The organism is Aerococcus sp. UMB1112A (genome assembly GCF_030230715.1).
GTDB lineage: Bacteria > Bacillota > Bacilli > Lactobacillales > Aerococcaceae > Aerococcus.
The window spans coordinates 16,629-42,553 of sequence record NZ_JASPDS010000012.1 but is presented as its reverse complement, the minus strand read 5'-3'; the positions used below and the strand labels follow the sequence as shown (position 1 = coordinate 42,553).

Genomic DNA, 25,925 nt, shown 5'->3' with positions numbered 1-25,925 from the left:
TGCCACACTCGCTTATTAATTGTTAGTAGAGCATTTTAGTTTTTAGCTCTTGATTTTTCTTGTATTTATTTAATGCTGAGTAAGCTTGAGCAGTGCCCATGATTGCAGGGACTGGATTATCTTGATTTTTGATTACTTGCTTGAGCTGACCAAGCACTGTTGTAAATTGGTTAATCAAAATATCAAGCTTATCTTCAACATTCGTGTTTACGTGCTGAACACCTCGACTAGATTCAGCGTTGAACTTATCAACCACTTGCTGAGTCAATTGCGTAGCACGTGGCCGCTTGAGTGGTGACAGTGGAATAATCATTTCTGGGTTATTATCCTCAGCCACATGAGCTAATTGCTCTCTAGTTACCAGGCCGCCGTTAGCATAACCTAACGCTTTAGCTACCCGTAATGCGCCATCAACGTGTTGTTGGTTGTAGCCACCACGCTCCCATTGACTTGAGAACGCATTGGCAAGACTAGCAACTGAACCGTGACCGCCCAAAATACGCTTGAAGATAGCACTGTCTGAACCTTCTGCATTCAAGGCAAATGATACCTGCGTTCCTGCATTTGTCCAGCTTGTGCCGTGTTTCTTGGCGTAAGCAACAAGGTTTGCTTTACGTCCACCTAACCATTGCCCTAAACCACTAGCGCCACCGCTAGGGTTGACAGCTGCTGAATTAAGTCCGGATTCAAATACCCAGTTACCGATAATTGCAGCTATACCAGCCTTGGTTGCGGCGGGGTAGACGCTCCTCATGATCTTAGCAAGTTGTCTTGCCCGCTGGGCTTGTGAACCGGAAAGTGACCCCTTGGTGAACGCACCTTCCTCTGCGTCAATTAATGCCTTGTATGCTTTCTTGAAAATGCCCTTGATGAAGTTAGTGGTATTCTTCTTGAACATGTCTTTCAGCTTAACCATTTCATTGATCTTTGCAAATGGATAAGCCGTCTTAGGTGCATCCCACTTAGTGCTGAATAGTTTGTTAACCCATTCCACTGGAGACTTCAACATGTTCTTAATTGACTTAGGAATCTTCTTGAGTACCTTGTCACTAGCTTTCTTGATATTGTTTAACCAACTACTCAATGCAGAAGTTCCCTTAGCATAACCTGGCAAGACGCCAGAATAGCTACCGCCCATCAAGCGCTTAGTGTCCCTAGCATTTAAGACTTGTTCACCAGCTTTAAGGTGTGTAAATTCAGCACCACCTACACCGACGACTCTTACGTTGTCAGCGTATGGAGTGTAGACCAGTTCGGGACCTGCTTCACCCACAAGGGCTAAGCCATTGCGAGCCACCCCACCAGTTGCGTAACTGTTGGCTGAAATATGTGGCGATTTCTTAGGTGTAGTCTTGGCGATTGGTATTGGCTTTTGACCAAAGAATTTAAGGACTGCGTTCCAAGCATCCAGGATTGATTTCGTTACACCAGTTGCGTTTACAGCTTGTGCGTTGTAAGAATCAATGCTGTTGTTACCTTGACTGACAATGTGCTTGCTTACTCCCTTGCTTTGCTTTTCAGCATATTCAATAGTCTTGTCATGTTGATCCTTGGCTTGCTTTACCACGCCTCTTCTGGCTGCATCAGCCGCATCAATCTTAGCTTTCTTTTCATCTAAAGCTTTACGCTTGAGTGCCTTGTACTGAGATTCACTGATTGTCTTACTATCATCACGAAGGTGTTTAAGAGCACTAACTCTGCCCTTATATTCATCCTTTGCCGATTGAACCGTCTTATCGTGTTGCTTGTTAGCATTCTTGATAGTATTATTGGCAGTCTTAGCACTGTCCTTAATCAGCTGGCCTGCTTCCTTTTCAGAAAGCTTGCCTTTTTGTCTGACAATACTCTTCATCTTGGACAGCTGCTTATTGTTGCTAGTGTTCCAAGTTTTTTCAAGAGCTTCAGTTAAGGATTTCTCGTTTCTCTTTCTACTTGCCGCATACTTAGAATCGATTTCACGTAACTTGTTTTTAAGATTGTTTTCAGCAAACTCTTGGCTAACGCCTTTTTTCTTTACTTCCTTGTAGTATTGGTCGTAAGCTTTAGCCCGTTCCCTAGTTTCAGTTTTGGTATCCTGAACTAATTTATCTGTAACTTTTTTATTATTCTTTTGGCGATTAGTGTCAGCCTTTTCAATATCTTGAATTGCCTTGCCGTATTGCTTTTTATTGATAAGGCCGCTCTTTAACGCAAAGTCAAGGGCTTTCTTTTCGCTCTTCATGCGAGCAATTGAAGCCCTGTCAGCAGACTTCTGCATGCTCCTGTACATGTTATCAAGAGCAGCACCAGTCTTCTTAATAGAATTGCTATTTACGCCAACCTTCAATTCAATGTTTTTCGTTCTCAGCTTTTTAATGGTATTTGCCAGGCCTTCTGCCGCCTTAGTTTGACTAGCATCAAGTATACTGTGCTTCCTCTTTGCCTTGGTTTGCTTGGTTGGAATCATCCCGCCGATACCATTACCAAGCATTGCACCTAAGCCTGCGCCGACAGCTGGGCCTAACGGGCCAAACGGAACACCTAATGCTAATCCAGCAATTGTGCCGATACCCATGCCTGCCGCCCGGTTGAACTTGGTTTGCTTTGATTGCTTCTGGTTAAATTTAGGAACAATTTTGCTAAGACCCCAGCCTGCGCCCTCGCCAAGGGTTGCGCCGATTACAGCCCCCGTTGGTCCACCTACGAATCCGCCGATGCCACCGCCAACTAACATGCCCATTATCTTCCATGCGCTACTTTGGCGTACTTTTTTAGATGATGACGTAAGCATCTCGATGATACTCTTAGACATGTCGAATGCTAAAAAAGCATAGTTCAAGCCGCCAAGTATTTTGCCACCTATTGCAAGGCCCTTAGCCCACAGACCCCGGGATTTAACTACGCCTTCGGCTGCACCTTCAACGCCTTTAGCTAAGCCACCGGATTTCTCTACAGCTGCGCCCATTTCTTGGGCAAGTTTTGATCCAGCTTGCTTTACTGCTCCAGATTCTGCCGCACCTGCGCTAACCTCTTCAGCAATTGCCCTACCCTCTTCTCTGGCGTAAGGAATAACTGATGTCTCCTTACCCGCATTTTTAACACCATAAGTGACCTTTTCAGCAGTCTTGCCGCCTTTTTCATAGTTAATGATAGGCAGGTCAGAGTTAGCATCTTCTACGCCAGCTGGGGATTTCTGTCCAAGCGGTCCGTGCTCTGACTTATAAGCCGTAGCATCAGCCACCTGTTGAGCATAATTCAATACGTCAATCTGCTTTTGTTGAATCTGACTAAGCAAGTCATTTGTGGTTTTCAGTTCAGAGTTAACGCCCATGAGCTGAGTTTGTTCGGTAGTCAACTTTGAACCAAACAAACCGTTCTTAGCCATCGCTCTAAAGTCTCTGAACCCAGCAATTGTCCAACCAAATAATGCGTTAAATAATTTGACGGCGCCTGCACCAGCAATAAACCAGCCGGCTATTCTGCCCATCCATTCAGCGCCGCCACCTTTCTTGCCGGACATCATGTCAAAGAGTTTAACCACTGGGCTAAAGATAACTTTGGTTACCTTCCCAATGTCCTTAACCCCAGTGACAGCACCTTCCAGGAATTTTAGGATTGAACCAGATCGCTTTGTGATCCCGGTAAGCAAACCACTAACCATATCAGCTACATCATGAATGGTTTGCTTGCCTTCCTTGCTGACAGTCCACTTGCCCAGAGATCTTGCTACCTTGTTCACGGTCGGCAGCAGTTCTTTGCCGATCATGATTCCAGTAGCCCACAAGGTTTCTTTCAATACAGCCATCTGGTTCTTGGTTGACTGCATGTTCTTCTTAGCCAAACGGGTAATGTAGTCCCCAGTTTCATCTTCCCTAATATGTTTAATCAAGGTTGTGATGTTCTGGTCATTGTGGGCTACTTCCCCAGCTGTCTTAGCTAAGTCTTGAGCGGCTTCCATACCTGTTGCACCGAAGACCGTCTTGTAGAACTTAGCCTTCTCTGTACCACTTTTGCCGCTAAGATGTGAATTGATTTTCCTAAAGATTTCATCGATTGAGAGCAGGTTGCCCTTTTGGTCGGTAAAGTCTTTCGTTGACAGTCCGATGCTCTTAAATGCGCTTGCGGCATATTTTGTTGGGCCAGTCAATGAAGTAAGGACCTTACGCAAACCAGTACCGGCCCTCGTTCCATCGAGCCCACGGTTGGCGAGCTCGCCCAAGGCCGCCGCTGTTTCTTCAACTGAGTAGCCAACATTGTGCGCAGTACCGGACACGTACGCAAGACCAGTACCCAAATCTTTAAAGCTGGTACTTGTTCTGTCAGCGGCTGATGCAATTGCATTGTTAACTCGCTTGGAGTTTGCTGCCATCTTGGCAGCATTTTCAGCACGTAAGTTGAATGAGTCCAAGACAGTTGAAGATACTCTAACGACATCTGAGAACTCGTCACCAGATGCCTTTGATGCTTTAAGCATGGAGTTCATAGAACCTAATGCGGCAGTCCCAGAATAACCACGCTTAATTAATTCTTCGTATTGTTCGCCAATTTCTTTTTGGCTTATCCCATACTTAGTTGATAACGTCACGGCTTGTGACATCATCTTGTTCATATTCCTTATGGATTTAGCTGAGCCTTCGCCTGCCGTCTCCATGAGGTTTCGTACTTCGATGAATTTGTTCTGAACTTCAGATGCCTTCTTGATTAAGACACCAGCCCCAGTGCCCACACTCGCCAGAGCGCCGCCTACTACCATAGCTGTAGATTTAGCTGAGCTTGCCCAGTTCCGCATATGCTCGCTATTGTTCTTAAAGATATCCATCTTAGAACCAGCGGCACTAAAGAAACTGCCAATCTTAGTCGATGAGAAAGAACTAGCGGCTTTCTTAGCATCTTTTAATGCTTGCGTGGTTTTATACAGCTGCTCTGACTGTTCACCAATAGCCTTACTTGATGCCCCGATCCGTTCAGTGAGACCTTGCACCTTGCCTTTAGCTTCGGTCAGTTCAGCATTTTCAGCTTTAGTCAGCTTACCGTTTTTTGCTTTCTTGGCAGTTAATCTATCAACCGTGGCAGATTGCTTTTTGAACTGTTCAGTAAGTTCAGCATGGTGTTCCCTGTTCTGGTCCAGCAGCATTGATTCAGCCTTGACTTGTTTGCTCAAGCCTTTGACAGTTTGCTGTAAACCTTCAACATGAGTACGATTGGCCCGGTATAAATTACCGGACTTGCGCAGTGATTCTTCAAGAGAAGTATAAGACTTTTGCAAGCCTACGTTGTGTTCTCTTAAAGCATCAACCCCAGTGGACAATCTAAGAATATGTTGGCGTGATTCCTCCATATCCTTGTTGATTGCTTCTATTCTGATTAAGACATTGGCAATTCTCCGCTGGGTGCTGGCAATTTGACTGTCCAGTTTGTCTGAACCTGCTCTGTATTGATCCTGGGCTTTTGTGCCGTTTTGAAACTCTTTACGCAGGCGCTCTTGTTCAGCCCGTTGATTGGCAAGCTTGTCTCTTAGCTTGTCAACCTCTAACATGGCTTCTTCTTCCTGCCTGCTCAAGTCATGGATTCTTTGTCCATAAGCACTGAGTGAACCTACTGAACGAGACAGTTCGCTGAAGTTAGCTTCCATAACACGTTTCATAACCTTCACACGGTTATTGAAAGTGTTGATAGAATTTATCGCTTGACGTGCATCAAGGTTAATAACAAATTCATAACCAGAAATTCGTGTCATAGCCTAGTCCTTTCTAGAGTGATTCAAGAAAATCACTTACACGCCCAGGCCGCTTATCTCGTGACTGTGCGTTCTGTGCTTCGATATAGTCAGAGAAAGAACTGTTATAAAAATCAGTTGGTAAGATATGGTAATTGACCATCATTTGCTGCGCAAGATAATCAATGTCTTGTTCCAATTGATACAAGTCCCAGATTACTTGTCGTCTTCTTGTTTTGGGTCGGTAGTACCTTCGCCTTCTTCATCATCAAAGTCTACGCCATCTTCAGCGAGTTGAGACTTTAACATAGCTTCGTTGACATCACGCAGGTAGTCACCAGTCGCTAAAGGCATGTTGAGGAACTTATCGCAGACTTCAGAGTAAAACTTCTGAATGTCGCTAAATGACATGTTTTCCAGCTCCTTTACATCAGCCTTGGACAAGCCCAATAATTTAATTACGCCTTCCATGATTAAAGGGTTACCAACGTCTTCATAGTCAAGGATGGTTGGAGACTTGTCTAACTTATCGAACTTTTCTTCCAACTCGTTGTATGCGTCAAGAATCTTTCTCAAGCCTTGACTTGCTAACTTCATGTTGTTGTTAGTATCTAAGATATGGTATTCCTTATCACCCATCTTGAATGAAACTTGCTTCATAACTTTTTTTCTCGCTTTCTTTCAATGACTAATTAATGTTTTGTTTTAGTGCCCACCCGTTCCCGACAAATAAAAAAAGCGAGCAAGACTTTGTCACGCACTTACGTCTTGCCCGCTATAAATTATTTGCCAGTTGGTGCAGGGAAACTTGAAGTAGTACCAGTAAACAAAGTTTGGCCAGGCATTACTGTGCTGAAGAACTTCGTCTTATCAAAGTCGCTATCTGATGCATAAGCCCGTACATACGGCTTACCTTCGAAGCCATCAAATGACAATGCTTCAAAGGTAATCTGGTCATCTGATCTAGTTTCAGCAGTATCCGTGTTGGTTTGTACGTCCATTGCTGATTCAGTGCAGATACCACGGCCAAAGCCCATGTACAATTCCTTGCGGTCTACAGGGTCACGGGTTACTACAATGCACGCAACTTCAACGTTGTCGTCACTTGGCACCCAATAACCATTAACCTTCTTGTGGCCAAGAATCTTTTCCTTGACTTCATGGTTAATTGCATTTGCGTCAATAGCAATTGAAGGTGCTGCTTGACCTCTGGACACATCTACTACACGGTCGTTACCGTTGATCTTAGTGTTTGACCCCGCAAGGTTGGTGATGTTGGCTTGCTTCGTACCCAAGTTACCCTTGGACTTGTCCGTATCAATTGCGAACACGCCGGAAGCACTCAAGCCATCAGCGCCAACCTTGATCTGACCAGTGTTTACATCACGCAATGCGAGATACACCATTTGTAAACCAAGAGATGCCATCTATTTTTTTCTCCTTAATCTAATAAATCTTTTACGTAATTGAATTTGTAAGTATTAGTAATGTTCTGACTGTCTGGTGTCATTGTCCAGCCTGCGCTGGAATACAGTGCGTAGCCTTCGGACAACAAAAAGGTCTCAACACTTCGTGCGAGGCTTTCAATGTCACCTTCATAAGTAGGCGGACAATAATATGTAAGCTGGATTCTGCCTAGTTCAGTAAGCGGAGTATTGTTAGCGTAAGACCTGGACTTCATCGGGACTTCGTTGATAACCAAAATGGGAGAATCTATACTAGTATCATCTTGCGGAATCATGAAAGCATGAACATGATTAGCACTAAGTCCTTCAAATTTGTCAACGTTGTCCTGCAAAAGCATAGCCAGTTCTGCGGCTTTAGTCGCCATCGCTATCACCTTCGCTATCGAATGGAACTAAGTCTCCATTGTCATCTGATACCACACCACCACGAGTGTTGATTTCGCCCAGGATTCTATTGAGCTTATCGGTCATCGCTTTCTTGACATCCTCTTGACTTTCCACTTCAGACCTTTCAAAGTAGAACTCACCGTTAACGTGTGGGAATGGTCCACCGTATTGGTTACGTGGATCCCAGCCGTCATTAATGAAACGGCCAACAAAGCCAAGCTTCCCTTCCGTAGAGAAACCTACGCCAACTGCCGTCTCCCCACGTTCGTGAGCGACAATCAACGTGTCAGCCATTTTGTCCCGGTCGTGTTGGTTGTCATAAGGAATGCCTTTAGAATCCTTGTGATAAGTAACAGGACCACCTGGAGTGTCAGCTCTCTCATGTGCAAGAAAATTCTTTTTAAGCACTGCCTTGTAAGCATTAGCACCTGCCGTGTTAATGCGGATAGCTTCCCGCCCAGTAAACGATGAGCGGAGGGATGCCAATACTCTATCGATATTGCCTGGATCGCTGACCTTCATGCGAATGCCAGTGCCTGGCTGACCAAAATACTCAATGCTACCCATGCTTATTAACCTTTCTGCAAGTCAGAATGTCAAAGTCCTTAGGTGAGCCAGTGTCGTCATACGCAATACTGTAAATATCGTAGACCGTATCCTTGCACTTCAGCTTTTGATCTGTCGTGACCTTAGGGTTATGCCTAATGGCAAATTCTACTGCATCGGTGATTCCGTTGCCCGCCAATGACAATTGTCTTGACTGGCTGATTGTCCATTCTGCACCCCACACAGTTAGGTCTGGTTTGAACTCTTCAATATATTTCCCAGTGTTAGGATTGCGTTTAGTGCCGGACGTGTATTTACCAAACTGCAATCTCAACCGCATTCTGGAAGGATTCACATTACGTGCCATCGTTGGTGTTCTCCTTTAATTGTTGTTGTTCGAGTGCGTAACGATAGTCATCTTTCAAGCCGTTAATATCATCACGTCCAATTCTGTTGTAAGACAGATAGGCCGTAGATGCTGTCGTACGGTTATTGAAGTGATCGAAGACTTCAATCCAAACTGCTTGCTGGAATAGCGGGTTGTCATCATAGAAATCATCGATTTGCTCACCGACAGAACCCATGACTTTTCTTCGTGCGGCTAGCAGCCAAACTTTCAGCAGTTCATCTTCTACACCTTCATCAAGCTTGCAGAAATTACGAACGCTTGCCAGTTCTTCGTCAGTAACAGTTGTCTTTAGGGAACTGATTGACACAGGCTGTCACCTCCTTACTTGACCAAAGCCAAAAGTTGATCCTTAGTCGAATTGGAAGCATAGCTGATGTTGTGAGCATCAAGGTAAGCCTTGATATCTGCAACAGTATTTGAGCTAGTTGGCTTAGTATCATTGCCAGCTGAACTAGTAGAACCGACAGAAGCGGTTGATTCACTAGTTGAGCCAGCAGACGGATTACCGGTTGAACCGCCATCAACCGGAACTATTTTCCCGCTGATGCACCCACGCTAGCAAGACGGAACGCACTAGCCAACTTAATTCTGTGGTCAAGCCATGCAGTCAATTGGAAGTAGTTAAAGCCAGTCTTGTAGTCCTTGTATTGTTCAAATACTGGAGTAGCAATATCATAGTTCAGACGGGCTTGGTGGAAGTCACCTACAATTGGAGTAGTTGCCTTTGAAGTGAAGTGAACCGGAACGCCAAAGATTTGTTCTGGTTGCTTTTCGTACAAAGTAGCTGAGCTGTTTGACAACTGATCCAGCATGTCGAAGTAGTCTGCACGAGTCATCAAAACTTGTGCATTGTCTTGGTAAGCATCGTCCAAGTCTGCCAGGGCCTTATTAATAGCCTTAAACATGTCAGTGCCATTAACCGTCTTAATACCATTAACAGCGTTGTAGAATGACATGTGTTCTTCACCAGTTGCTGGGGAAGTTGACAATGCGGCACTCAATTCACGTGCTTGCAAGGCTGAGGATAATGCGTTGTTTACGTATCCAACCAAGTTGGCGTCAGTGCCATTCAAAATGGTTTCTGAGATACCTGCACGTACCTTAGTCTTGAAGCGACCAAATTCAATTTCGCCACCAGTTACAGCGGCGTCCTTAGCTGGGTCGCCATCCTTAACAGCGTCAGTAACCACTTCAAACGCAATAGTAGGCAATACCAGGTTGGTTACAGTTGAAACTTCTTCCATTGAACGAAGTGGGTTAGTAGCCAGTGGTTCATAAACCAGATCGCTTGCCACGTTTACCGGCAGAACGTCAGCACCTTTAGTAACGTCTGAATCATCCTTCAATTCGTCCTTAATTGAGTGCCACTTTTCAAGGACTGCTGCATCTTCTGGCTTCATGGTCTTCCGAATCCATGCTGCCACGATGGTTTCCTTCTTTTGTTCTGGAGTCATAACAACTTCTGCCTTAGGCTTGTTCACTGGAGTAGCCGCCTTAATTTCTTCAGATGCAGTCTTCTTGTAGGCAGCGTTGATAGCTTCAAACTTGGCCTTCAAATCGTCACGGTGCTTTTGAGCAGTTTCGATTTGTTCCTTGTCAGCGTTTGGGTCGCTTGCCAAGTCGATGATGTGGTGTTCAGCCTTTGACAATGAGTCCTTCAAAGCCATGCGCTTTGCGTTCAGTTCATAAGAATTCATTTAATAGTTCTCCTTGTTAATACAATAAGTTATCGTCCAGGTATTCCATCGATTCCTGGGCTAACAGTTTTACCTTTTGACGCCAACTTTCATCTGGCGCTTTTTCCGCTTTTAATGGATGAACAGTAACCAATGCTTCTGGAGCATGCTTAAAGCTCTTAGCCTGTTCTTCGGTCAAGCATGCTACCATCTTTACAGGTTCAAGTACTTCATCAGCCAAACCATACTCAGTTGCTTCCTTAGCCGTCAGCCAGGTCTCTTCATCCATGAGCTGGTTCAAGGTATCCAAATCCAACTTGTCATTAGATTTTGACAGATATGAAGTCTTGATCGATTCACTCATCTTGTCCATGTCATCAGCAATCTTTCGCAATTCCTTAGAGTTGCCTTGGGCAATGGTCCACGGGTTGTGAATCATGAGCATTGAATTTTCTGGCATAATGATTGTGTTGCCTGCCATTGCAATAACGCTGGCAATTGATGCAGCCAGGCCGTCAATGTAAACGTTGATGTCAGCCTTGCTTTGTTTAAGCATGTTGTAGATAGCCACGCCCTCAAACACGTCCCCGCCTGGGGAGTTGATGTGAAGATTGATCGTCTTGACGTCTCCAATCTGCTTGAGCAAGTCTCTGAATTGACTGGCTGATGTTTGTGTTTCGTTATAGACGGAAGATGTGATTTCACCTTCAATGTCGATTTCTACTTCGCTGTTGCTGAGTGCTTTGTAATCGAGAAATTTAGGAAGTTTCATGTGCGTTTTCACCTCCTTCCTGCTTAGGTGCCGCTACGCTGGTATCCGTTTGAATTTGATTATCAAGGATTGCATCGTAGTACTTATCAAGCGGGTAAAGGTCCTTAGAGATGTACAAGCGGTCTGCCGCTTCATCTGAGATAGGCGCTTGCCCTTCAAGCTCTCTGATTTCATTTGGCTTGAAGATACCGTTACGAGTAAGCGTCTGGTAGTATTGCGTTCTGGCAGCCGTATCACCACGGAGCAGACCGTTGACATTGAAACTAAAGTAAAAGCCCTTTGCTCGCTGTCCTGGAGTAAAGAGCTTCATGTTAAATTGAGATTCGTATTGTCTGATGATGGGCATCAAGGTCATGGTCACAAATTGTGAGTTAACGTGCTCAACGTTGGTAGTAGACTTGGCTTGGTCATCATTCAAGAATGAGATAGGCACGTTGAAGGCCGTAGCAATTCGAATACGGCTAATTTGCTCAACGCTGTTCAAGTCGGCAGGCTCAAATTTAGATTCATATCGTTCGATATTCCATCCTGCTTCCTGGACTACAGCACCACCATTTTCCTTAACCATTCGCAGGAAGTCGTTGACCATTGCTTGCCGTTTCTCCGGAGAGATTGAACGGTCATATTGAAGAACAAACTTGTCCTTCTTGTCCATTTCACTCTGTGAAAAGTTCTCGATGCTTCTTTGAAATTTCAGAGATGATGAAAGCACATCGATAGGTGAAACGCCGTACCAACTATTGCTTGGTACGACATGCTTTACATGAATTACATCACTGATTGGAATCGTGAAATTGTAAACGTCACTAGTTACTCTATACCAGTAACTGTTGTTGTCCGTGTTTCTTAGAATAGATACCGTGTTTGGGTCAAGCGGCCACAAGGCAATAGGCTCGCCTGTGCTCAAGCTTCTTTGAATCCACGCGTAGCCGTTGCCACTTACGTTGCGGTCTGTTTCCAAACGAACAATAAATTCAAAAGCCGTCATGTTCGGATTTGGTGACGTTTTAAGCAAATCAGCTAAAGACTCATTGTCCATTTGCTTATAGTTTTGATACTCATGCAAAGGCAAGCTGGCTAGCACGTTTGATAGTCTAGTGACAATGCTAAAAATGTACTCGTTGCTTTCAAGAATACGTTCTCTTGAAAATGTAGCCTGTTCCAATTTCACGCCTGCCATGTCTAAAGGCTGTGGCATAGGATTCTGAACAATCTGATTTGCTTGGTCGTAAACGCCAAAGAATTGGCGAACTTTACTCATAAATGACATCTGGTTTAATCACCTCCTCCGTTTAGCGGAATGAGATAAACATGCTTGTGTCGGACTCTTCGTCCTTCTCCATAAGCATATTGATTACTGTTGTGTGTGCGTCAAGAGCTGCGGCAAAACCGTCAATTTTTCTTGACATGCTAGTTTTGCTTGGCAGCCAGTTATCGTTGCGGTCTTTTATAAGCCGAACGTTATTGACGTACCACTTAAACATTGATTGGTTATTAAAGACAACCTTGCCGTCCAAAAACATTTCGTTAAGATTCTGCATTGGTCCGGACAAAGTAATAGCCCCCTGTCTGGTAATGTTGGTGACAAACCCCTCCAACTCCAAAGCTTTATTTAATCTAAGGGCCTTGGCTGGGTCGTAGTTGATCTGCAAGATGTCGTACTTCTCAGACATCTCTTTGAACCAATCCAGTACGTACTCATAGTCTACAAAATCTTTAGGGATTATGGTTAGGTCTCCGGCTTCTTCCCAAGCTCTCATACGTTCTTGATTATTGTCTCGTTCATAACGAGGTTGCGGAACCCAAGAGTGCTCAAGGAAAAATACTGAACCGTCATCAAGTGGAAATTCCAAACAGGCAGCTGTAAAGTCTTCTGTTTCTGATAAGTCGAAACCACCCACGCACTGACGGCCTTCAAGTGTGTCCAGGTCAATACTGCGAGTGTTTTTCTTTAGCGTTTCTGGGGAGATAAAGCTAAGCTCATCTGTTTCTGCAAACAGATTAAATTGCTTGGTCATCCAGTCCGCTTTTTCCTTAGGGCTGCGTCTATCTTTCTTATAGTCTCCGAGCATACCAGCTAAGTCCATCAGCCCAATATTTGGATTAGCCTTAACCCACATTCTAGGGTCATCCATTTCCTTCTTGTCATCGAGGCTGCAAAGGAAATAGAATGTGCGCTCATCAACGTCATCTTCGTAATTGTTGAGACAGTCTTCACCTTGATCTATCATGTCAGCTAATGGCCCGTCTAATACATAGCCCGCAGTCGTGATATAAACGATTAAGGGCTGGGTACGTGTCCCACGTGACCGCTTCATAACGTTAATCAAGGAGTAGTCTCTATACTCGTGAATTTCATCGAACACGCCGAAATGTAAATTTTCCCCGTCTTTGTCTTTCTTTTCAGCAGACATGGCAACGATTGAACCATTGGTTGCTGGGAAACGAATTTCTGAACGTGTCGTTCTGAATCTGTCTGACAGCCATGGCGAGCTGTCGATCATGTTCTTAGCTTCTTGAAAAAGGATTGATGATTGTTTTTGTGAGTTCGCAAGGAAGTATACGTTCGCTCCGTTTTCTCCGTCAAAGCCAACCATGTAGTCAGCCAGACCGGACTCAAGCGTAGTTTTCATTTGTGTTATCGCACAGGCTTTTTATCCTGGCTTCTAGTAGTCGCCTACTAGTTCGGCATATATTTTCTGGGTTAGCCCAGGTGCGGTCTCGTGGAGGTATTATATTTGTTCAACCTCTATGCTCTACAATGCTAACCAGCCTTTCGCAATCTGATTAGTTATCTCGGTGTCTTCTCATTGAGGTTTTCACCGATTTACCGCACTTTTACAACGGCAAAACTCTACCGTTCTTACGTCCCATGAAGATCAGCGCTTCTCTGAATCTTCTTAGACCAGTTTCCTTGTGAACCCAGCCAAACAGATTACCAACTACAAAGTGCTGCCAAGGCTGGAGAACTAATCTTCGAATAGTCCCTTTACTTGGCGTTACTTTCTGCTCAATGAATCTGATTGGCCGCCATGCCTTTGACTCATCAAACCTCCACATGAAGTTGGGGTCAGTTCTGCTTCGCTCCAGATCTCGCAAAAATCGCATACAAGCCCGTTTAACTTCCTTGCAGGCTATTTGTACGCCATTGACTACATCTCGTGCATACGCCTCTGTAGCGAGCGCTGGGAGTGGGCTAGAAACAATATGGAATGCTTCACGTTCCTGCTCCTTATAGTTCTTGACCCACTCTTCAATTCCCCTTGTGTTCATGTTCAGTGGATTGTCTGGTGATTCAGCATAATTCACCTTATCACCTCCTACCAAATTTCATCGTTAGGCTTAAAGACTTCTGTCTTATCATCTGGCTTGATGTAGCGAATTTTCTTTTGAAGCTTCATGCCCTTTTCACGGTGCAGGCGGTTGTGGCACTGCCGACACACTGTGATTAAGTTATCCATACTGAAAGCCTTGTATGAATCATCTCCAGTTTTTCTGAGTGGCTCAATGTGGTGGACAGTATCGCCTAACGTATAGCGCCCCTCAGCCTTGCAAATCTGACATAGGTGCATGTCTCTTTGAAGTACCTGCTGCCTAATTGATCGCCAGGATGCTGAACGGTAGAACTCATTGTTGTTAGTTCCAAACCGTTCACTCTTCTTTTCTTCTTTAGCGACCTGTTTGCCATTCCATACTTTAGGCTTCTTGTCCAAACTCATCAAAATCATCACCTTCCGCCAGTGCTTCTCTTTTGGCCTTGGATTGAAGGTCATCTTTTAGGTTCAAGGCTAGGCTGGTTCTTGACGTAGGCATAAGCCCTAGCTTATCTGCCAATTTGTCAAGCTCCGTGTTTAGTTTGATCTTTAGAGAAAGGAAACCAGAAGGATCGCCCTTCTCATTTGATCGGCCAGACTTTTTTAGTTCGTCATTACACTTCTTTAGCTCACTCATCATGTCAGCATAGCGGGCAATGGTGGTTACATCAGCATTGTTGTATAGCGTAGTAGACTTGAATGTGTCCACAGTTTCTTTGAAAACTTTTTTGCCATAGGCATCTAACCATGTAGGAACTTTAGACAGCTTATCATCATCAACAGCTAGCAGCCGTTCATTCTTGATATTCTGTTTCAATTCCTTCTTGGTCTTGCGGTTTGGATTGCCGTTTACCAAAGCTACTAGGCTTGACTGGATTCTCTGTGCCATTCCTTTTCCCTCCCTTCAAGCAAACTAAAAAGGACAGCCGCTATAGCTGTCCTGTTAATTTTCTATACTATAAATATACCATCTTTGTCTGCCTTGTTTGTCTCAATTTTGTCTCATGCGAACGTTTGATAAAACTTTCCGGAAATGCTCAGCCGTTTCTGACCCAGCATGGTCTTCTTGCAAGCTAAGCAGGCGAGCATATTCTTTATAATCCGATAATTCTTTGATTGCGGTAATCATCCCTACTGCATCCCCAGCCGCCAAAATGTTTTCTGTTGCTACATACTCCGGTGAATGCAAAGTATCCTTGAAGGCCAAAATCAAAAGGCGATTTTCAAAGGCCTGCCGTCCGGCCTGCAAAATTTCATTAGCATAGTTGATATCCAAATAGAGATCATCTTCTTCCAGCAAGCGGACGACATCCTTTTTCCTGGCGACCGGATAGAGGCCCACATTTTCATAATGCCCAAAGCTCATCAGTCGACTGGACATTTCCGTCACGGCGGCAATATCAAAGTGCCAGTCTGGCAAGCCTTCGACCAGCTGCTTGAGGCACTCAATCTGGTCAGAATTAGTTAAGATCAAGGCCCGCTTTCTGGCTTGGTTTTCCTGCTTGAATGGGTAAACAATCCCCAGGTAGTTGACCTTCTTAGCCATCTGACCGTTCAGTTGCCCAGTAATCCTATTATATTCGCCCCTGTCTTGGACAATCACCCTGCTGCCTGGCAGACTATCTTGTAGAATATACAGCATATTTTCCGGCACGCTTCCTTGATTGCTTTCCTGCCAGAAAAGGATATTGTGGGACGGCTTCTTCTTCAACTGAATCAAGGTGAAAAGGCAGCTGCCAAGAGAATTAAAGATAACTTCATCCAAGTTAAAGTCTGCTTCTTCCAGATAATAGGCCGTTAGCTGATTAATGTTTTTGAAGTTATAAATTTTCCCATTCGGCATATTGTAAGTATAATCCCCAGTCAAATGGTTACGAATCAAAACTTCCTGGCCGTTGGAAGCAAAATAGCTAGTCATAGCCTGCCGACCGTTTTTGTCGCAGCTGGTTACTGCATACTTCCATCCCCATTGGTTGTAGTGGTCAATCACCCGAACCTGTCCAGACTTATCTAGCCATTCAACCTGGCTAACCTGCCGAAGGTTGTTGTTTTTCCAGTAGCGGATATTGGCCTGCTTTTGTCCATGATCTAGGACTTCACCACCTTGCGAGTCTGCCTTAATTTCCCAGAACTTCGGCAGGTCAATTTCGTTAAAATAGCGGGGACGGCCTGTAAATTCAGACCCCGCCACGCCTAGAAAATATCTAAGTGGTGAATCGACACCATCTGGCAAAAAACCATTGTCTTGAATCACCACACTTGGATGCTGGTAACCGGCCAGTTTCAGCGACCTTTCCAGGTCCTGGCTTTTTTGATTATATTCAAAGAAAAGATTAATCACGGTGCAGCTCACTTTCTATAACCTTTTTCCATAGCTTGGCAACCTGCTTCTCATTATACTTGTCAGCTATTGCATAAGACTTCTCTGACATAGCAGCTAAGTCTGATGAGAAAAGTTTGACAATCGCCTGGGACATTTCGTTGACATAATCTGACACGGTTGCTAATCGATCATATGGCAAAAGAAGGCCATTGTCAGCGATAAAGGTTTGGTTTCCATAGCGGACATCAAACCCGACCATAGCTAGGCCAGATCCCACTGCTTCCATCAAGGTGAGACCAAAGCCTTCACTGGTCGAGCAGGACAAATAGGCTTGGTAGTGCTGGTAGATATTGTCCATCTGCTGGTGGCCCTTTAAGTGAACATAGTCCACAGCTCCAACTTCCTTAATCACATCTTCCAGTATGGCTCGTTCGGAACCTTCTCCGTAAATGTCCAAACTAAGTTGCGGCAAGGATTTCTTAGCTTTAGCCACAGCGCGAATTGCCCAGTCCAAATGCTTCTCGCTGGCTAAGCGTGAGGCCGTCACCAGACTGAAAGGGTTGCGTGAGGCAAAATCTGGTTTCTTCAATTCTTTTAAGCTGCCCACTGGAATTACATAAATCTGGGGCTTCTTACCCTTATACTTTAAGAACTGTTCTTCCATCAACTTTTTCTGCCAGTCAGTTGCCGTCACATAAAAGTCAATCTGGTCATCATGCTCAAGCATATACTCATAGTAATTATTCCAAAGAATGGTAGTGTCATTAGTCTCAGCTTCACTGAAGTGCTCAGCGTGAATGACCGTCCCCACCTGGGCCTTACCACGGTTTTCTAGAATTTCCTGGCCCTGGTCTCCAGCCCGGTCGATCAAGATGATGTCTGCTTTGGAAAAATTAAGTTCCTGCAGCATCTTGATTAAAAGCTCATGCTTAGAGTACAGAATTTCATCTTTGAACTTGAAGACTTCCTGGTCACCATCGATGATTTCATCATAAGCGGTTGTCCCGTCTTCATTGTAAAAGCGGCGCTGGTAAAGCTTGGCTCGATTGTTTTCTGGAGCGTAAAACTCGCTGCAGTAACGACCATAGCTATAATAGTCCTTTCTGACTAGGTTCACCCCAGATACATATTCAACCCGGTCAACGATGTTTGATTTCAAATCCTTCAAATAAGCCGTAGCCCAAAAGTCATTGGCAAAGATATAGCGAACCGCCTTGCCTAAGTGCTTACGCTTTATAATTGGCGGTAGAACCTTTTCCAAGTCGCCCAAAGTAAAGCAGCCTGCCCGGATTTCAAAGTCAGTGAAAAAGGTATACAGCCAAATGATTTCCTTATCTTCAAAACCCAGATTCCTGGTTAAGTGGGCAATGTTTTCATAGCCAATCCAATCAGTAAAAATGAACTTGGCCTTTACTCCCAACTTACGAAAGACCTGGCTTCGGTAGGCCTGTGCATATTCAACCCCACTGGAGGCCCAGCCAATTCCCTTGTTGATGCTATAAACTGTCATGCTAATCACCTAGATCATTTTTAAGAAAGAAAACAATTTCGTCATTTGATTTACTTTTTATATTAACACCTTTGAGTGGCCCATTCGTTTCATTTTTTTCTCAATGGCCGGCCCTCCGAAGTCCACACTTTGATTGGGGTTGGTATATACCAATAGTCATTGAAAACTATGAAAATGTGACTGAAAGAAAAGTGGTGTGACAGATGCGTCACACTTACAGCCATAAGTGTTGTAAGCCATTTCATGTGACGCTTGCAGGCCAAATCTCATATATAATATAGAATTCTTCTTCTTCTATATAGAGAAGTATAGAGAAAAACAGAGAATGCGTCACACTAAGGTGGCTTGAGCCTTACTCTCCCAAGGGCTGAGGGGCATGTGACGCATCTGTCACGCCTGTCACGGGATGCAGCTGAGGCCAGGTGATTTTTCAAAAACGAAAATTAAGGTGTCTCTGAGTTGCTCAAGTCATCGTGTGGTTGATTGTCTTAAAATAAATCTAAAGCGCCTGTACGGGGCTAAAAATTGATTCTAGGGCTATCTGAGCAATTACCCTCCCCCTCCCGTGTGGAGGTCTATGCAGCGGGTAGATTTTTGGCTAGACTTGTGTTATACTACGTGTAATATAAATATTTAAAAATTAACACCGCAAGAATCAGCAGCCTGGAAAAAGTTTTCCTGGGCTGTCTTGCGTTTTGCCTGGATTGTGCTAGTATGAAGGTGAACGCAATAAGTTCGCTGAGGTAAGCGCTACCTGTATATAAAACGGGGTGTATAGCAGACTTACCAAAAACGAATTTATTGCGTGATCCCCCCTGGCGCCCGCTCCCCCAGCAGGATAAAGGTATTTTTTACCTATAGGGGGGTATAAAGGTATAATTTACCTAAAGGGTTAAAGGTAAAATCTACCTAAACATTATAAAAGGTATTTTCTACCTATTTAAATAACAATAAGATAATAACTGTTATATAATATAAGACCATAAACAAAAAGCACGCTTCGGAACGTGCTTTTTTAGCGGCCTATTTTTTCCCCGGTTTAAAAGCCCGGTACTATATACCCAGCTGCCGTGCTGTGGTCGGTCGTGCTGTGTTGTGTGGTCTGCTGCTCTGTGTCATGTCGTGCTGTGGTCGTGGTAGTAGCGGCCGGGTAAGCTACCAGGCAAGCGTGGTAGATAACAGACCATGTAAGTGGCCTTGCTCTCTATCGTGTCTAGCATGCTATATAAGCGGGCTTGTGTGGTCTATGGTAGGTGAATATAGAGCTACCGACTAGCGGCCGTGTAGCGGGCTAATAGAGCGGTCTAGTTATAGCGGCTAGGCTCAGGAATGCAGTATCATGTGAATTATTCACAAATTACTGCAATAAAAAAAACCTTAACCCGTCAAGGGTCAAGGCTTGCAATTAAATCAAATCAGTCAAAACACTCAAACCCGGCGCGGTCGAGTAGCTTTTTAGCTTGCTTAGTAGTAAGCCGCAAGTCAAACGCCGGCGAAGTCGGTTCAGTGCTAAAGTCTTCAGTCGAAACGTACCGGCCCTTTACGCCGTCAATGTAAAGCGCGCCGCCGTCCTTTAGCCAAAAGGAAAAGCTGCTATAGCCGGCCGCTAAAGTTTGAAGAATAGCAGCGGCCCGCCGCCGCCGTGCTACATACCAGACCACGCCGCCGCCAATGACGGCCCCTAAAAGAATAAGAAGAATGATAGCCGCCTTTGCGTCAATCGGTCGAACGTTACCAAGCAGCCAGGATGAACCCGGCTTCCTGCTAGCTACCCAAAATAAATTCTTAATGAAGTTAAAAATACCAGCAATAATATCAAACATAATATAATTCCTCCTACTTGTAAAGATAACCAGGATAGCGGCCGGCAATAAAGCCAATCACAGAAAACAGCACAATCAGAATTAAATCAATCACGATTTAGCCTCCTTATAAACTCAAATTACGACATAACTGTTTTTCTGCTGCTGTGGTTGCGCCGTAAGGCAAGATAACAAAGTCTACCGGATCAGTTGCTACATAGCAGACCGCCAAAGCTTCCGGGTCCTCCCCGTCTAGTAGGGAAGCGGCTGCCCTGATCGCGTCCCGTTCTTCGGGGTCGGTTGTCTCTGCTGCTTCTTCTTGATAGTACGCTAACCATTCCCCAACAGTCATTGTGTGGCAATCATTTAAGCGGTCGAAACGGTCTAGAATTTCTTGTGCTTCTTCTTCCCACCCCTTGACCAAACCGGCCGCCGTGGTATCACCCACAACGAAAGCTAACCAAGCATACATTTTTTTATAGTCCATGCAATCAGTAGCGGCCGCAATCAGGTCCCGGACTTCTTCGTCGGTTGAAGTCCAACCGTCAATCTCGTTGACGTGGGCGAGTACGCTATTTTTCTGCTCGTCGGTCAAGTCGACACCTACAAGGGCCGCGCCGTCAAGGAGGTTAAAAAGGTTAACCCCTACGCTGGCCGGGTCCGTGAACCCGTCCCACAAAAAGTTACCAATTTCACGCGTTACATAGCTTTTAAATTTAGTCATAATATTATCTCCTTTTAGTCATCAATTCCATTACATAAAGCCCCGGCCGCAATTTCATTAAGCGTCATAGCGGGCACCTCTTTCCATTTCCCGGTATAGAAGCCAAGTTAATTCTCGTTCGGCTTCTTCTTCAGTGTATTTTTTAGCCAGTGCCTTCTTTTCGGCGGGATTGGCTTCTTCTAGGTCGGCCAGCGTGTCAAGTGCTACACACGGCCCCAACAGCCAGGCCGGGAAGATAGCCCCGGCTAAGGCGTCTTTATATTCTTTAAAGGCCTTTTGGCGGCCTACTTGCTCAATTCGCCAACCGTATTCGCTTTCGAACATTTCCCCTTCAGCCTTTAAAGCTTCTTCAGCGCTGGCCGGGGTCGGTTCGTCCCCTTGCCAGTTCTCAAGGAAGAAGGCGTATAAGTTTGCTCTAAAGTCTTTACTAATAGTACGTAACACTTTTCTATCCTCCTATGCTTCCTGGCTTGCCAGTTCGGTTTGATCAACGCTAAAAAGTGTAACCAGGCGCAAGCCGTCAATTGCTTTCGTTCCATCTTCTTTTATAACCATTTTCGGGGCAAGGATTTTAAGCCCGTGCTGCCCCTTGGTTACCTGGCGGCCTTGCTTCAGCCAACCGCGGTAGGTTGCAACCTGGTTGCAACCTGGCCCGCCTTGCAAGTAAAGTAGTAGCTGATTATCAGCGCTGTACTTCTTAAACCGGGCTGAAAATTCAGCCGGTACGGTACGACTAGCGTACACCTTGCCCGCGTGAAGCAAGCTAGCAATGGTTATCTTACCTTCTTTATCACTTACCAAGCCCGGCCCAAACTGAAGGCCGGCCGGCTGTACTGGCTTGCTTGCTTGCTTAGCTGGCTTCTTAGCGGCCTTTGCTACCTTTTCTTTTCCCGGTTGCTCTGCTTTTATAGTGCTTTCGTAGCTGCTAGCGGCCAAGATTACGGCTTTTTCTACCTTTTTGAACCCGGTTAAATCTGCTAAAGTGTCTTTAGCGGTGATAGCCCGGCTTTTCGTGTCAACCACGATATAATCACGGCCGGCGGCTCTTTTACTTGTAAAAAGCGCCTTGCTTGCTTCCTTGCCTACTTTGGAAGCGTAAAGGCCGCCGCCAAGGTCAAACCATTTTTCACTTAGGCTTAAAGCCTTTTCCAATTTGGTGAAGTCGATTTTAATGCTTTTAGTCATTTTAAAAAGCCCCTCCTAGGCTATTGACCTAAAAGGGGCTTTACTGTACTATATAAGTACAGCCCTTTTTAGGTCTGTAATAATTTCTTGAAGCTCACGGGGCCAGGTTCCAATTGCCCCCGTGAGCTTTTTCTTGCTTACAATCCTAATTATACTCATTACCACCGGTAATGCAAGCGTAAAAGCTAACTTTTTATTTTTTCTTTTTGGCGGCTAGTAAAGCTTTATGTCTTGCGGCTGCTAGTTCCCGAATTTCGCCTAGCTCTTTGATGCTGGCGTGTAGCCGAATATAGCTTTTTACTGAACTGTACTTACGACTATGTAGCTCTTTTGCCGCCTTTTTGGGATCAGCTTTTAAGCGCGCCCGGTAGCTTCTCATATACGCGGCCCTTTTCGCCTTTTCGGCTTCCTTGTCGGTCAAGGGCTTCACCTCCTTTTTTATAGGATACTTAATACTAGCATCTAACCACTGGTAATGCAACCCCCCTGGCAAGACTTTTTTTAAAAAAGTTTTTGGCGCTACATCAAGCCCCGGCCCACCTGGCTTGTTAGTGATCCTAAAAAGCATGGTAAAAAGGAAGTAGGGAAAAACAGCCGGCAAAAAGTAGCAGGATCAAAAAAAGGCCGGCCCGTAAGCTGGCAAGATCCAAAGGCAAGCCCACTAAAAGGGCTGCTAAAAAGTAGCAGATCAAAAACCCGGCCGCGTGGATCCAAAGAAGCTGCCCCCCGTGATCATATAAAGCGCCCACTGCTAGCAGATCCACTAAAAAAGTACCTGGCCAAAAATACATATATAAGGAAGAAACGCAAAATTTTCTGTTTTCTTCCTTATATAGCCCGGCAGCCGGGGCGTCAAAAAGGTAAACTATACATTTTTAGATTTGTATATAATAAAATTAAATTAAAAAATCCTTAGAATAAGATTAATGAACGCTTAGAATATAATTATAGCTCTACGTCTGACCGATTTTCACCTTTTTTATTTTCGCCTTAGGAGGATTTGCTGTACAACTGGGGTGATTTTTTATTTTTTATTTTTTCGCAGCCAGTTGGCCAGCTGACCGACAGATCGTTCGATTGGTTGGTCGGCTGATTGTCAGTTTATGATTGGCTATGGTATACTAGATATACAAGCCGTTCACGCTTTGTATGATCGTATGGTATGCTGATTGCCCCACGCCTTCATGTGGCGGACTAGGAACGGTATTTTATATAAAGGGCACTGGATCCTATCAGCCAGTTGCTCTTGCTACGTGCCGTTTAGCGGCTTGCAGACAGATGATTCAGCTAGTTCACGGGACGAGAAATCCTATGGAGCTTTGGTGTTACATAGGCTGGGCTAGTGTTAGGGTTGTCTGTCTAGCACTCACTGACACCAAACAGTGGGTGCTTTTTTTATTTGCCAGATCATCCCTCTTGTGATAGAGTATATAGCGAAAGCCGCAAGCTAGCACGGCTTTCCATCCAATATTTCAGCGACATGTTCTCCCCAAGTGCACTAAAGAGAGAGCAAACATTCATACAGTATATAAAGGCAGTCAGCATTCTTTCCTCAACCGCTGACTGTCTTTTTTGTGTTATGTATTTCCGTGTGGATATAGCCGCTCAGCACGCCACAGAATCAATTTTAAGCCGTTTCAGTATAGACCATAGGTAAACCCCTACCACAGGCTTGCTTAAAACGCCTCACATGCCGTATTATGGCTGTCTGACGGGCAATCACTGTGTTTCGGCTGCATGGATAGATCGTGTGTCACCTTCCCCAGTATATTAATTATCACACTCCCCAGTCTAACTTCACTACCATTAATCACCCCCAGTCAACAATCGGCTGCCAAAAAACGCCCCCAGTCAAAATTCAGTCCTAGAAAAAAACACCCCCCAGTCAATTTTTGCCTCCCAAAAATCACCCCCCAGGCTTTTTTTGAACTCAGAAAAAACACCCCCTAAGCTTTTTTAAAGCATAAAAAAATAGCCCCCCAAGCTTTTTTGGGGAGCTATCGATTATTTACTTAACAAGTTAGCAGCAGTATCGTCACCGCCTACCCAGTCTGTCCAGCGAACCAGCTTATCGTAGTCCACACTTTCAATAGCACGTACAACTTGGTCCATAATTTCATCATACAGTCCAGTGTGGCTATCTGCGCCTTCATTGTATTGGCGAACATATTCCTTGATTTGATCGTCAGTAATCTTCAATCCAGCGTATTCTCTAGCGCCAGCCAGCACGTCTTCCAGCTTTACACCTGCTTGTTCTGGATATTCCAAAGCGTCCTCCAGGTAATCTTCTAGTGGTTCACGGTCCGGAACTTCTTCCAGATCATAGTCATCGATGAAGCCCTGGTCCTTAGCTTCCTTCAAAAGGGCTGGCACTGAGCTGTCGTCAATGTCTTCCCAGGCGGCCAGATCACCAGCTGCTAGGTCAGCCTCGCTAATTGCTTGCCAAAGCTTTTCAGCTGATTCAAATTCACCTAAATCTTCGTGGTTTACCTTTACGTTGTATAACATTTTAGTTTTCCTCCTTTACGCTCTCTATTATACACCTTGACAAGTACATTGCAAGGAAAAGTTCTACTTTTTTTCTTGCTTTTCCTTGATACGTTTTACCAGGTCTCTGAGGTCGTCATCATTGGCTAGATCGCTAATGAACTTTCTAGCCTTTGATCGATATTGCAGGTAACGCATTTCTTCTTTATGAGCTTCATTCCATTTCTGGTTGGCTCTTTTTCTTGCTTCGGTAATTGCCATGTGTTGCCCTCCTTTTTTATCTTATAGTACACTTGGCAAGGTAGCAAGTCAACGTCTCCACGTGGCAATATAGGAAGAAAACAAAAAGGTTTAAAGGCTTCCACTTTTAAATTCAAGCATACCATTTAGCATATATGCCAAATCCTAAAGCCATTAAGCCTATAATGACAATGATTACACCTACAGTAATAATAAAGTCAGCCGCTTTAAAATGTCGACTAATGCTAACGCTGTCGCCTATTGCTACTATAAGTAGCCCAAGAAACATTACGATTAAGCCTTCAAGCAAAGTGCAACCTCTTTCCTATATCGTAAACTACTGGAACACTAACTGCATTCCCAGCTTGCTTGTATAGTTGCGTATCACTCAGCCCAGCATCCTTTGCTCTATCGAACTGATCGTCAGAAAAGCCCTGGAGCCGCCAGCATTCCCTTGGTGTAAGTTTTCTAATCGCTAGATTATCGGTAACAATCTGCGGTATCCGACTGCCGCCACCGCCAGTATTTAAGGTAGGTGCAATTCCACCTGGGCTATATGTTCTGCCCACAGTAGGATTACCACCATAGCTTTTTGACGTGCTTGTATTGCCAATCTGGACAATCTTATGAGTACGCTTGCGGATTAGTATTTTTAGTGGATCTTTATAGTTGGTTGCCAGTAGTGTAGGTGCTAGTCCATCGCCCAGCACTACATACCGATCGCCCCGGCTAGTCTGAGTCGGTTTCTTTACGTTTCCTACTACGTTTATTTTTCTCTGAGATTGTCGATCAGCTGCTGAACTTTGTCCTGGCCTAGAAAATATTTGGGCTGTATTTTTTTTTCTAAGATGTCCGACAATATACACTCGCTCTCTATTTTGTGGGAGGTAGTCGGCAGTGTTATAAACTTTCCATTCACAATCATACCCGACTTTGTCCATTTCAATGAGCACCCGGGCAAAGTCCCATCCTCCATTGCTTGATAACAGTGCTTTAACGTTTTCCATGAGCAAAAAGGCAGGGAGCTCCTTTTGAGCTTGTACTCTTTCTTCAAGGCATCGGACAATTTCAAAGAACATACTGCTGTGCTTACCTTTAAGTCCTTCTTTTCGTCCAGCAAGTGAAATGTCTGTGCAAGGGCTTCCGAATGTCCACAAGTCTGCATCTGGTAGATCAACTCCTTTAACATCTTGAATGTCTGTTGCTGTATATAATCCGTCTGTGTCATAGATAGCTTGGTAACTCTGTCGAGCAAACTTATCCCACTCTACCCAGCCCACACAGGTGTGCCCAGCTTTTTCTAGGCCAGTGTGGAAGCCACCTATCCCAGCAAATAAATCAATAAATTTCATTAGATAAATAATGTCCCTATCACTAATGCAAACAATA

The 25,925-nt window shown here is 44.6% G+C and carries 25 protein-coding genes; all 25 read right to left on the bottom strand.

Going from position 1 to position 25,925, the window contains the following annotated elements; translation table 11 throughout:
- Positions 1-22: 22 nt before the first annotated feature.
- Positions 23-5,716 (bottom strand): phage tail tape measure protein, encoded by a 5,694-nt coding sequence (locus tag QP860_RS07630; RefSeq protein WP_284912480.1) that lies wholly within the window; start codon positions 5,714-5,716, stop codon positions 23-25.
- Between the two features lie 195 nt (positions 5,717-5,911).
- The gene (locus QP860_RS07625) at positions 5,912-6,355 is read right to left on the bottom strand and encodes a hypothetical protein (RefSeq protein WP_013439731.1); all 444 of its coding nucleotides are present in this window, start codon (positions 6,353-6,355) and stop codon (positions 5,912-5,914) included.
- Positions 6,356-6,477: 122 nt separating this feature from the next.
- Positions 6,478-7,122, bottom strand: a complete 645-nt coding sequence (locus QP860_RS07620; RefSeq protein WP_013439732.1) for a major tail protein — start codon at positions 7,120-7,122, stop codon at positions 6,478-6,480.
- Between the two features lie 14 nt (positions 7,123-7,136).
- Positions 7,137-7,526, bottom strand: a complete 390-nt coding sequence (locus tag QP860_RS07615) for a hypothetical protein (RefSeq protein ID WP_041811832.1) — start codon at positions 7,524-7,526, stop codon at positions 7,137-7,139.
- Positions 7,516-8,115: a hypothetical protein gene (locus QP860_RS07610; protein WP_013439733.1), complete on the bottom strand. Its 600-nt coding sequence runs from the start codon at positions 8,113-8,115 to the stop codon at positions 7,516-7,518. The genes QP860_RS07615 and QP860_RS07610 overlap by 11 nt, the downstream gene beginning before the upstream one ends.
- Positions 8,108-8,461 carry a phage head closure protein gene (locus tag QP860_RS07605; protein WP_041811834.1) on the bottom strand — a complete coding sequence of 118 codons (354 nt, stop codon included), beginning with the start codon at positions 8,459-8,461 and terminating at the stop codon, positions 8,108-8,110. Before QP860_RS07605 ends, QP860_RS07610 begins: the two co-directional genes overlap by 8 nt.
- Entirely contained in the window at positions 8,451-8,810 is a 360-nt protein-coding gene (locus QP860_RS07600) for a head-tail connector protein (RefSeq protein ID WP_013439735.1), read from the bottom strand. Before QP860_RS07600 ends, QP860_RS07605 begins: the two co-directional genes overlap by 11 nt.
- A 14-nt stretch (positions 8,811-8,824) precedes the next feature.
- Complete coding sequence (locus QP860_RS10555) at positions 8,825-8,905, bottom strand: hypothetical protein (RefSeq protein WP_231543918.1); 81 nt, start codon at positions 8,903-8,905, stop codon at positions 8,825-8,827.
- A 128-nt stretch (positions 8,906-9,033) separates the two neighbouring features.
- A complete protein-coding gene (locus QP860_RS07590) occupies positions 9,034-10,200 on the bottom strand; it encodes a phage major capsid protein (protein ID WP_013439736.1) in 1,167 nt (388 codons plus the stop codon).
- A 16-nt stretch (positions 10,201-10,216) separates the two neighbouring features.
- Positions 10,217-10,951 (bottom strand): head maturation protease, ClpP-related, encoded by a 735-nt coding sequence (locus QP860_RS07585; RefSeq protein WP_013439737.1) that lies wholly within the window; start codon positions 10,949-10,951, stop codon positions 10,217-10,219.
- Entirely contained in the window at positions 10,938-12,221 is a 1,284-nt protein-coding gene (locus QP860_RS07580; protein ID WP_013439738.1) for a phage portal protein, read from the bottom strand. Before QP860_RS07580 ends, QP860_RS07585 begins: the two co-directional genes overlap by 14 nt.
- A 22-nt stretch (positions 12,222-12,243) precedes the next feature.
- Positions 12,244-13,584, bottom strand: coding sequence for a terminase large subunit (locus QP860_RS07575; protein ID WP_041811837.1), 1,341 nt, complete (start codon positions 13,582-13,584; stop codon positions 12,244-12,246).
- A gap of 205 nt (positions 13,585-13,789) precedes the next feature.
- A complete protein-coding gene (locus tag QP860_RS07570; protein ID WP_231537955.1) occupies positions 13,790-14,260 on the bottom strand; it encodes a terminase large subunit domain-containing protein in 471 nt (156 codons plus the stop codon).
- Between the two features lie 11 nt (positions 14,261-14,271).
- Positions 14,272-14,670: an HNH endonuclease gene (locus QP860_RS07565; RefSeq protein WP_041811839.1), complete on the bottom strand. Its 399-nt coding sequence runs from the start codon at positions 14,668-14,670 to the stop codon at positions 14,272-14,274.
- Entirely contained in the window at positions 14,648-15,154 is a 507-nt protein-coding gene (locus tag QP860_RS07560; RefSeq protein WP_013439740.1) for a phage terminase small subunit P27 family, read from the bottom strand. The genes QP860_RS07565 and QP860_RS07560 overlap by 23 nt, the downstream gene beginning before the upstream one ends.
- Before the next feature lie 102 nt (positions 15,155-15,256).
- Positions 15,257-16,606, bottom strand: coding sequence for an accessory Sec system glycosylation chaperone GtfB (gtfB, locus tag QP860_RS07555; RefSeq protein WP_013439741.1), 1,350 nt, complete (start codon positions 16,604-16,606; stop codon positions 15,257-15,259).
- Complete coding sequence (gene gtfA, locus QP860_RS07550; protein WP_013439742.1) at positions 16,599-18,098, bottom strand: accessory Sec system glycosyltransferase GtfA; 1,500 nt, start codon at positions 18,096-18,098, stop codon at positions 16,599-16,601. The genes gtfB and gtfA overlap by 8 nt, the downstream gene beginning before the upstream one ends.
- 1,415 nt (positions 18,099-19,513) lie before the next feature.
- A complete protein-coding gene (locus tag QP860_RS07545) occupies positions 19,514-19,921 on the bottom strand; it encodes a hypothetical protein (RefSeq protein ID WP_013439743.1) in 408 nt (135 codons plus the stop codon).
- 106 nt (positions 19,922-20,027) lie between these two features.
- A complete protein-coding gene (locus QP860_RS07540) occupies positions 20,028-20,579 on the bottom strand; it encodes a hypothetical protein (RefSeq protein ID WP_284912474.1) in 552 nt (183 codons plus the stop codon).
- Between the two features lie 102 nt (positions 20,580-20,681).
- The gene (locus tag QP860_RS07535; RefSeq protein ID WP_013439745.1) at positions 20,682-21,068 is read right to left on the bottom strand and encodes a hypothetical protein; all 387 of its coding nucleotides are present in this window, start codon (positions 21,066-21,068) and stop codon (positions 20,682-20,684) included.
- A gap of 12 nt (positions 21,069-21,080) precedes the next feature.
- A complete protein-coding gene (locus QP860_RS07530; protein ID WP_013439746.1) occupies positions 21,081-21,809 on the bottom strand; it encodes an ArdC family protein in 729 nt (242 codons plus the stop codon).
- Positions 21,810-22,002: 193 nt separating this feature from the next.
- The gene (locus tag QP860_RS07525) at positions 22,003-22,239 is read right to left on the bottom strand and encodes a hypothetical protein (RefSeq protein ID WP_372743845.1); all 237 of its coding nucleotides are present in this window, start codon (positions 22,237-22,239) and stop codon (positions 22,003-22,005) included.
- 1,574 nt (positions 22,240-23,813) lie between these two features.
- Entirely contained in the window at positions 23,814-24,317 is a 504-nt protein-coding gene (locus tag QP860_RS07520; protein ID WP_013439749.1) for a hypothetical protein, read from the bottom strand.
- A 63-nt stretch (positions 24,318-24,380) separates the two neighbouring features.
- Positions 24,381-24,557: a hypothetical protein gene (locus QP860_RS07515; protein WP_013439750.1), complete on the bottom strand. Its 177-nt coding sequence runs from the start codon at positions 24,555-24,557 to the stop codon at positions 24,381-24,383.
- A gap of 281 nt (positions 24,558-24,838) precedes the next feature.
- Positions 24,839-25,888 carry a DNA cytosine methyltransferase gene (locus QP860_RS07510; RefSeq protein ID WP_013439751.1) on the bottom strand — a complete coding sequence of 350 codons (1,050 nt, stop codon included), beginning with the start codon at positions 25,886-25,888 and terminating at the stop codon, positions 24,839-24,841.
- Positions 25,889-25,925: the final 37 nt, after the last annotated feature.

What these genes read in the sequence shown, in the direction of transcription:
- QP860_RS07630 (WP_284912480.1), bottom strand. Translation starts at nt 5,716, where the DNA reads ATGACACGAATTTCTGGTTATGAATTTGTTATTAACCTTGATGCACGT.
- QP860_RS07625 (WP_013439731.1), bottom strand. Translation starts at nt 6,355, where the DNA reads ATGAAGCAAGTTTCATTCAAGATGGGTGATAAGGAATACCATATCTTA.
- QP860_RS07620 (WP_013439732.1), bottom strand. Translation starts at nt 7,122, where the DNA reads ATGGCATCTCTTGGTTTACAAATGGTGTATCTCGCATTGCGTGATGTA.
- QP860_RS07615 (WP_041811832.1), bottom strand. Translation starts at nt 7,526, where the DNA reads ATGGCGACTAAAGCCGCAGAACTGGCTATGCTTTTGCAGGACAACGTT.
- QP860_RS07610 (WP_013439733.1), bottom strand. Translation starts at nt 8,115, where the DNA reads ATGGGTAGCATTGAGTATTTTGGTCAGCCAGGCACTGGCATTCGCATG.
- QP860_RS07605 (WP_041811834.1), bottom strand. Translation starts at nt 8,461, where the DNA reads ATGGCACGTAATGTGAATCCTTCCAGAATGCGGTTGAGATTGCAGTTT.
- QP860_RS07590 (WP_013439736.1), bottom strand. Translation starts at nt 10,200, where the DNA reads ATGAATTCTTATGAACTGAACGCAAAGCGCATGGCTTTGAAGGACTCA.
- QP860_RS07585 (WP_013439737.1), bottom strand. Translation starts at nt 10,951, where the DNA reads ATGAAACTTCCTAAATTTCTCGATTACAAAGCACTCAGCAACAGCGAA.
- QP860_RS07580 (WP_013439738.1), bottom strand. Translation starts at nt 12,221, where the DNA reads ATGTCATTTATGAGTAAAGTTCGCCAATTCTTTGGCGTTTACGACCAA.
- QP860_RS07575 (WP_041811837.1), bottom strand. Translation starts at nt 13,584, where the DNA reads ATGAAAACTACGCTTGAGTCCGGTCTGGCTGACTACATGGTTGGCTTT.
- QP860_RS07565 (WP_041811839.1), bottom strand. Translation starts at nt 14,670, where the DNA reads ATGAGTTTGGACAAGAAGCCTAAAGTATGGAATGGCAAACAGGTCGCT.
- QP860_RS07560 (WP_013439740.1), bottom strand. Translation starts at nt 15,154, where the DNA reads ATGGCACAGAGAATCCAGTCAAGCCTAGTAGCTTTGGTAAACGGCAAT.
- gtfA (WP_013439742.1), bottom strand. Translation starts at nt 18,098, where the DNA reads ATGACAGTTTATAGCATCAACAAGGGAATTGGCTGGGCCTCCAGTGGG.
- QP860_RS07545 (WP_013439743.1), bottom strand. Translation starts at nt 19,921, where the DNA reads ATGTTTGATATTATTGCTGGTATTTTTAACTTCATTAAGAATTTATTT.
- QP860_RS07530 (WP_013439746.1), bottom strand. Translation starts at nt 21,809, where the DNA reads ATGACTAAAAGCATTAAAATCGACTTCACCAAATTGGAAAAGGCTTTA.
- QP860_RS07520 (WP_013439749.1), bottom strand. Translation starts at nt 24,317, where the DNA reads ATGTTATACAACGTAAAGGTAAACCACGAAGATTTAGGTGAATTTGAA.
- QP860_RS07515 (WP_013439750.1), bottom strand. Translation starts at nt 24,557, where the DNA reads ATGGCAATTACCGAAGCAAGAAAAAGAGCCAACCAGAAATGGAATGAA.
- QP860_RS07510 (WP_013439751.1), bottom strand. Translation starts at nt 25,888, where the DNA reads ATGAAATTTATTGATTTATTTGCTGGGATAGGTGGCTTCCACACTGGC.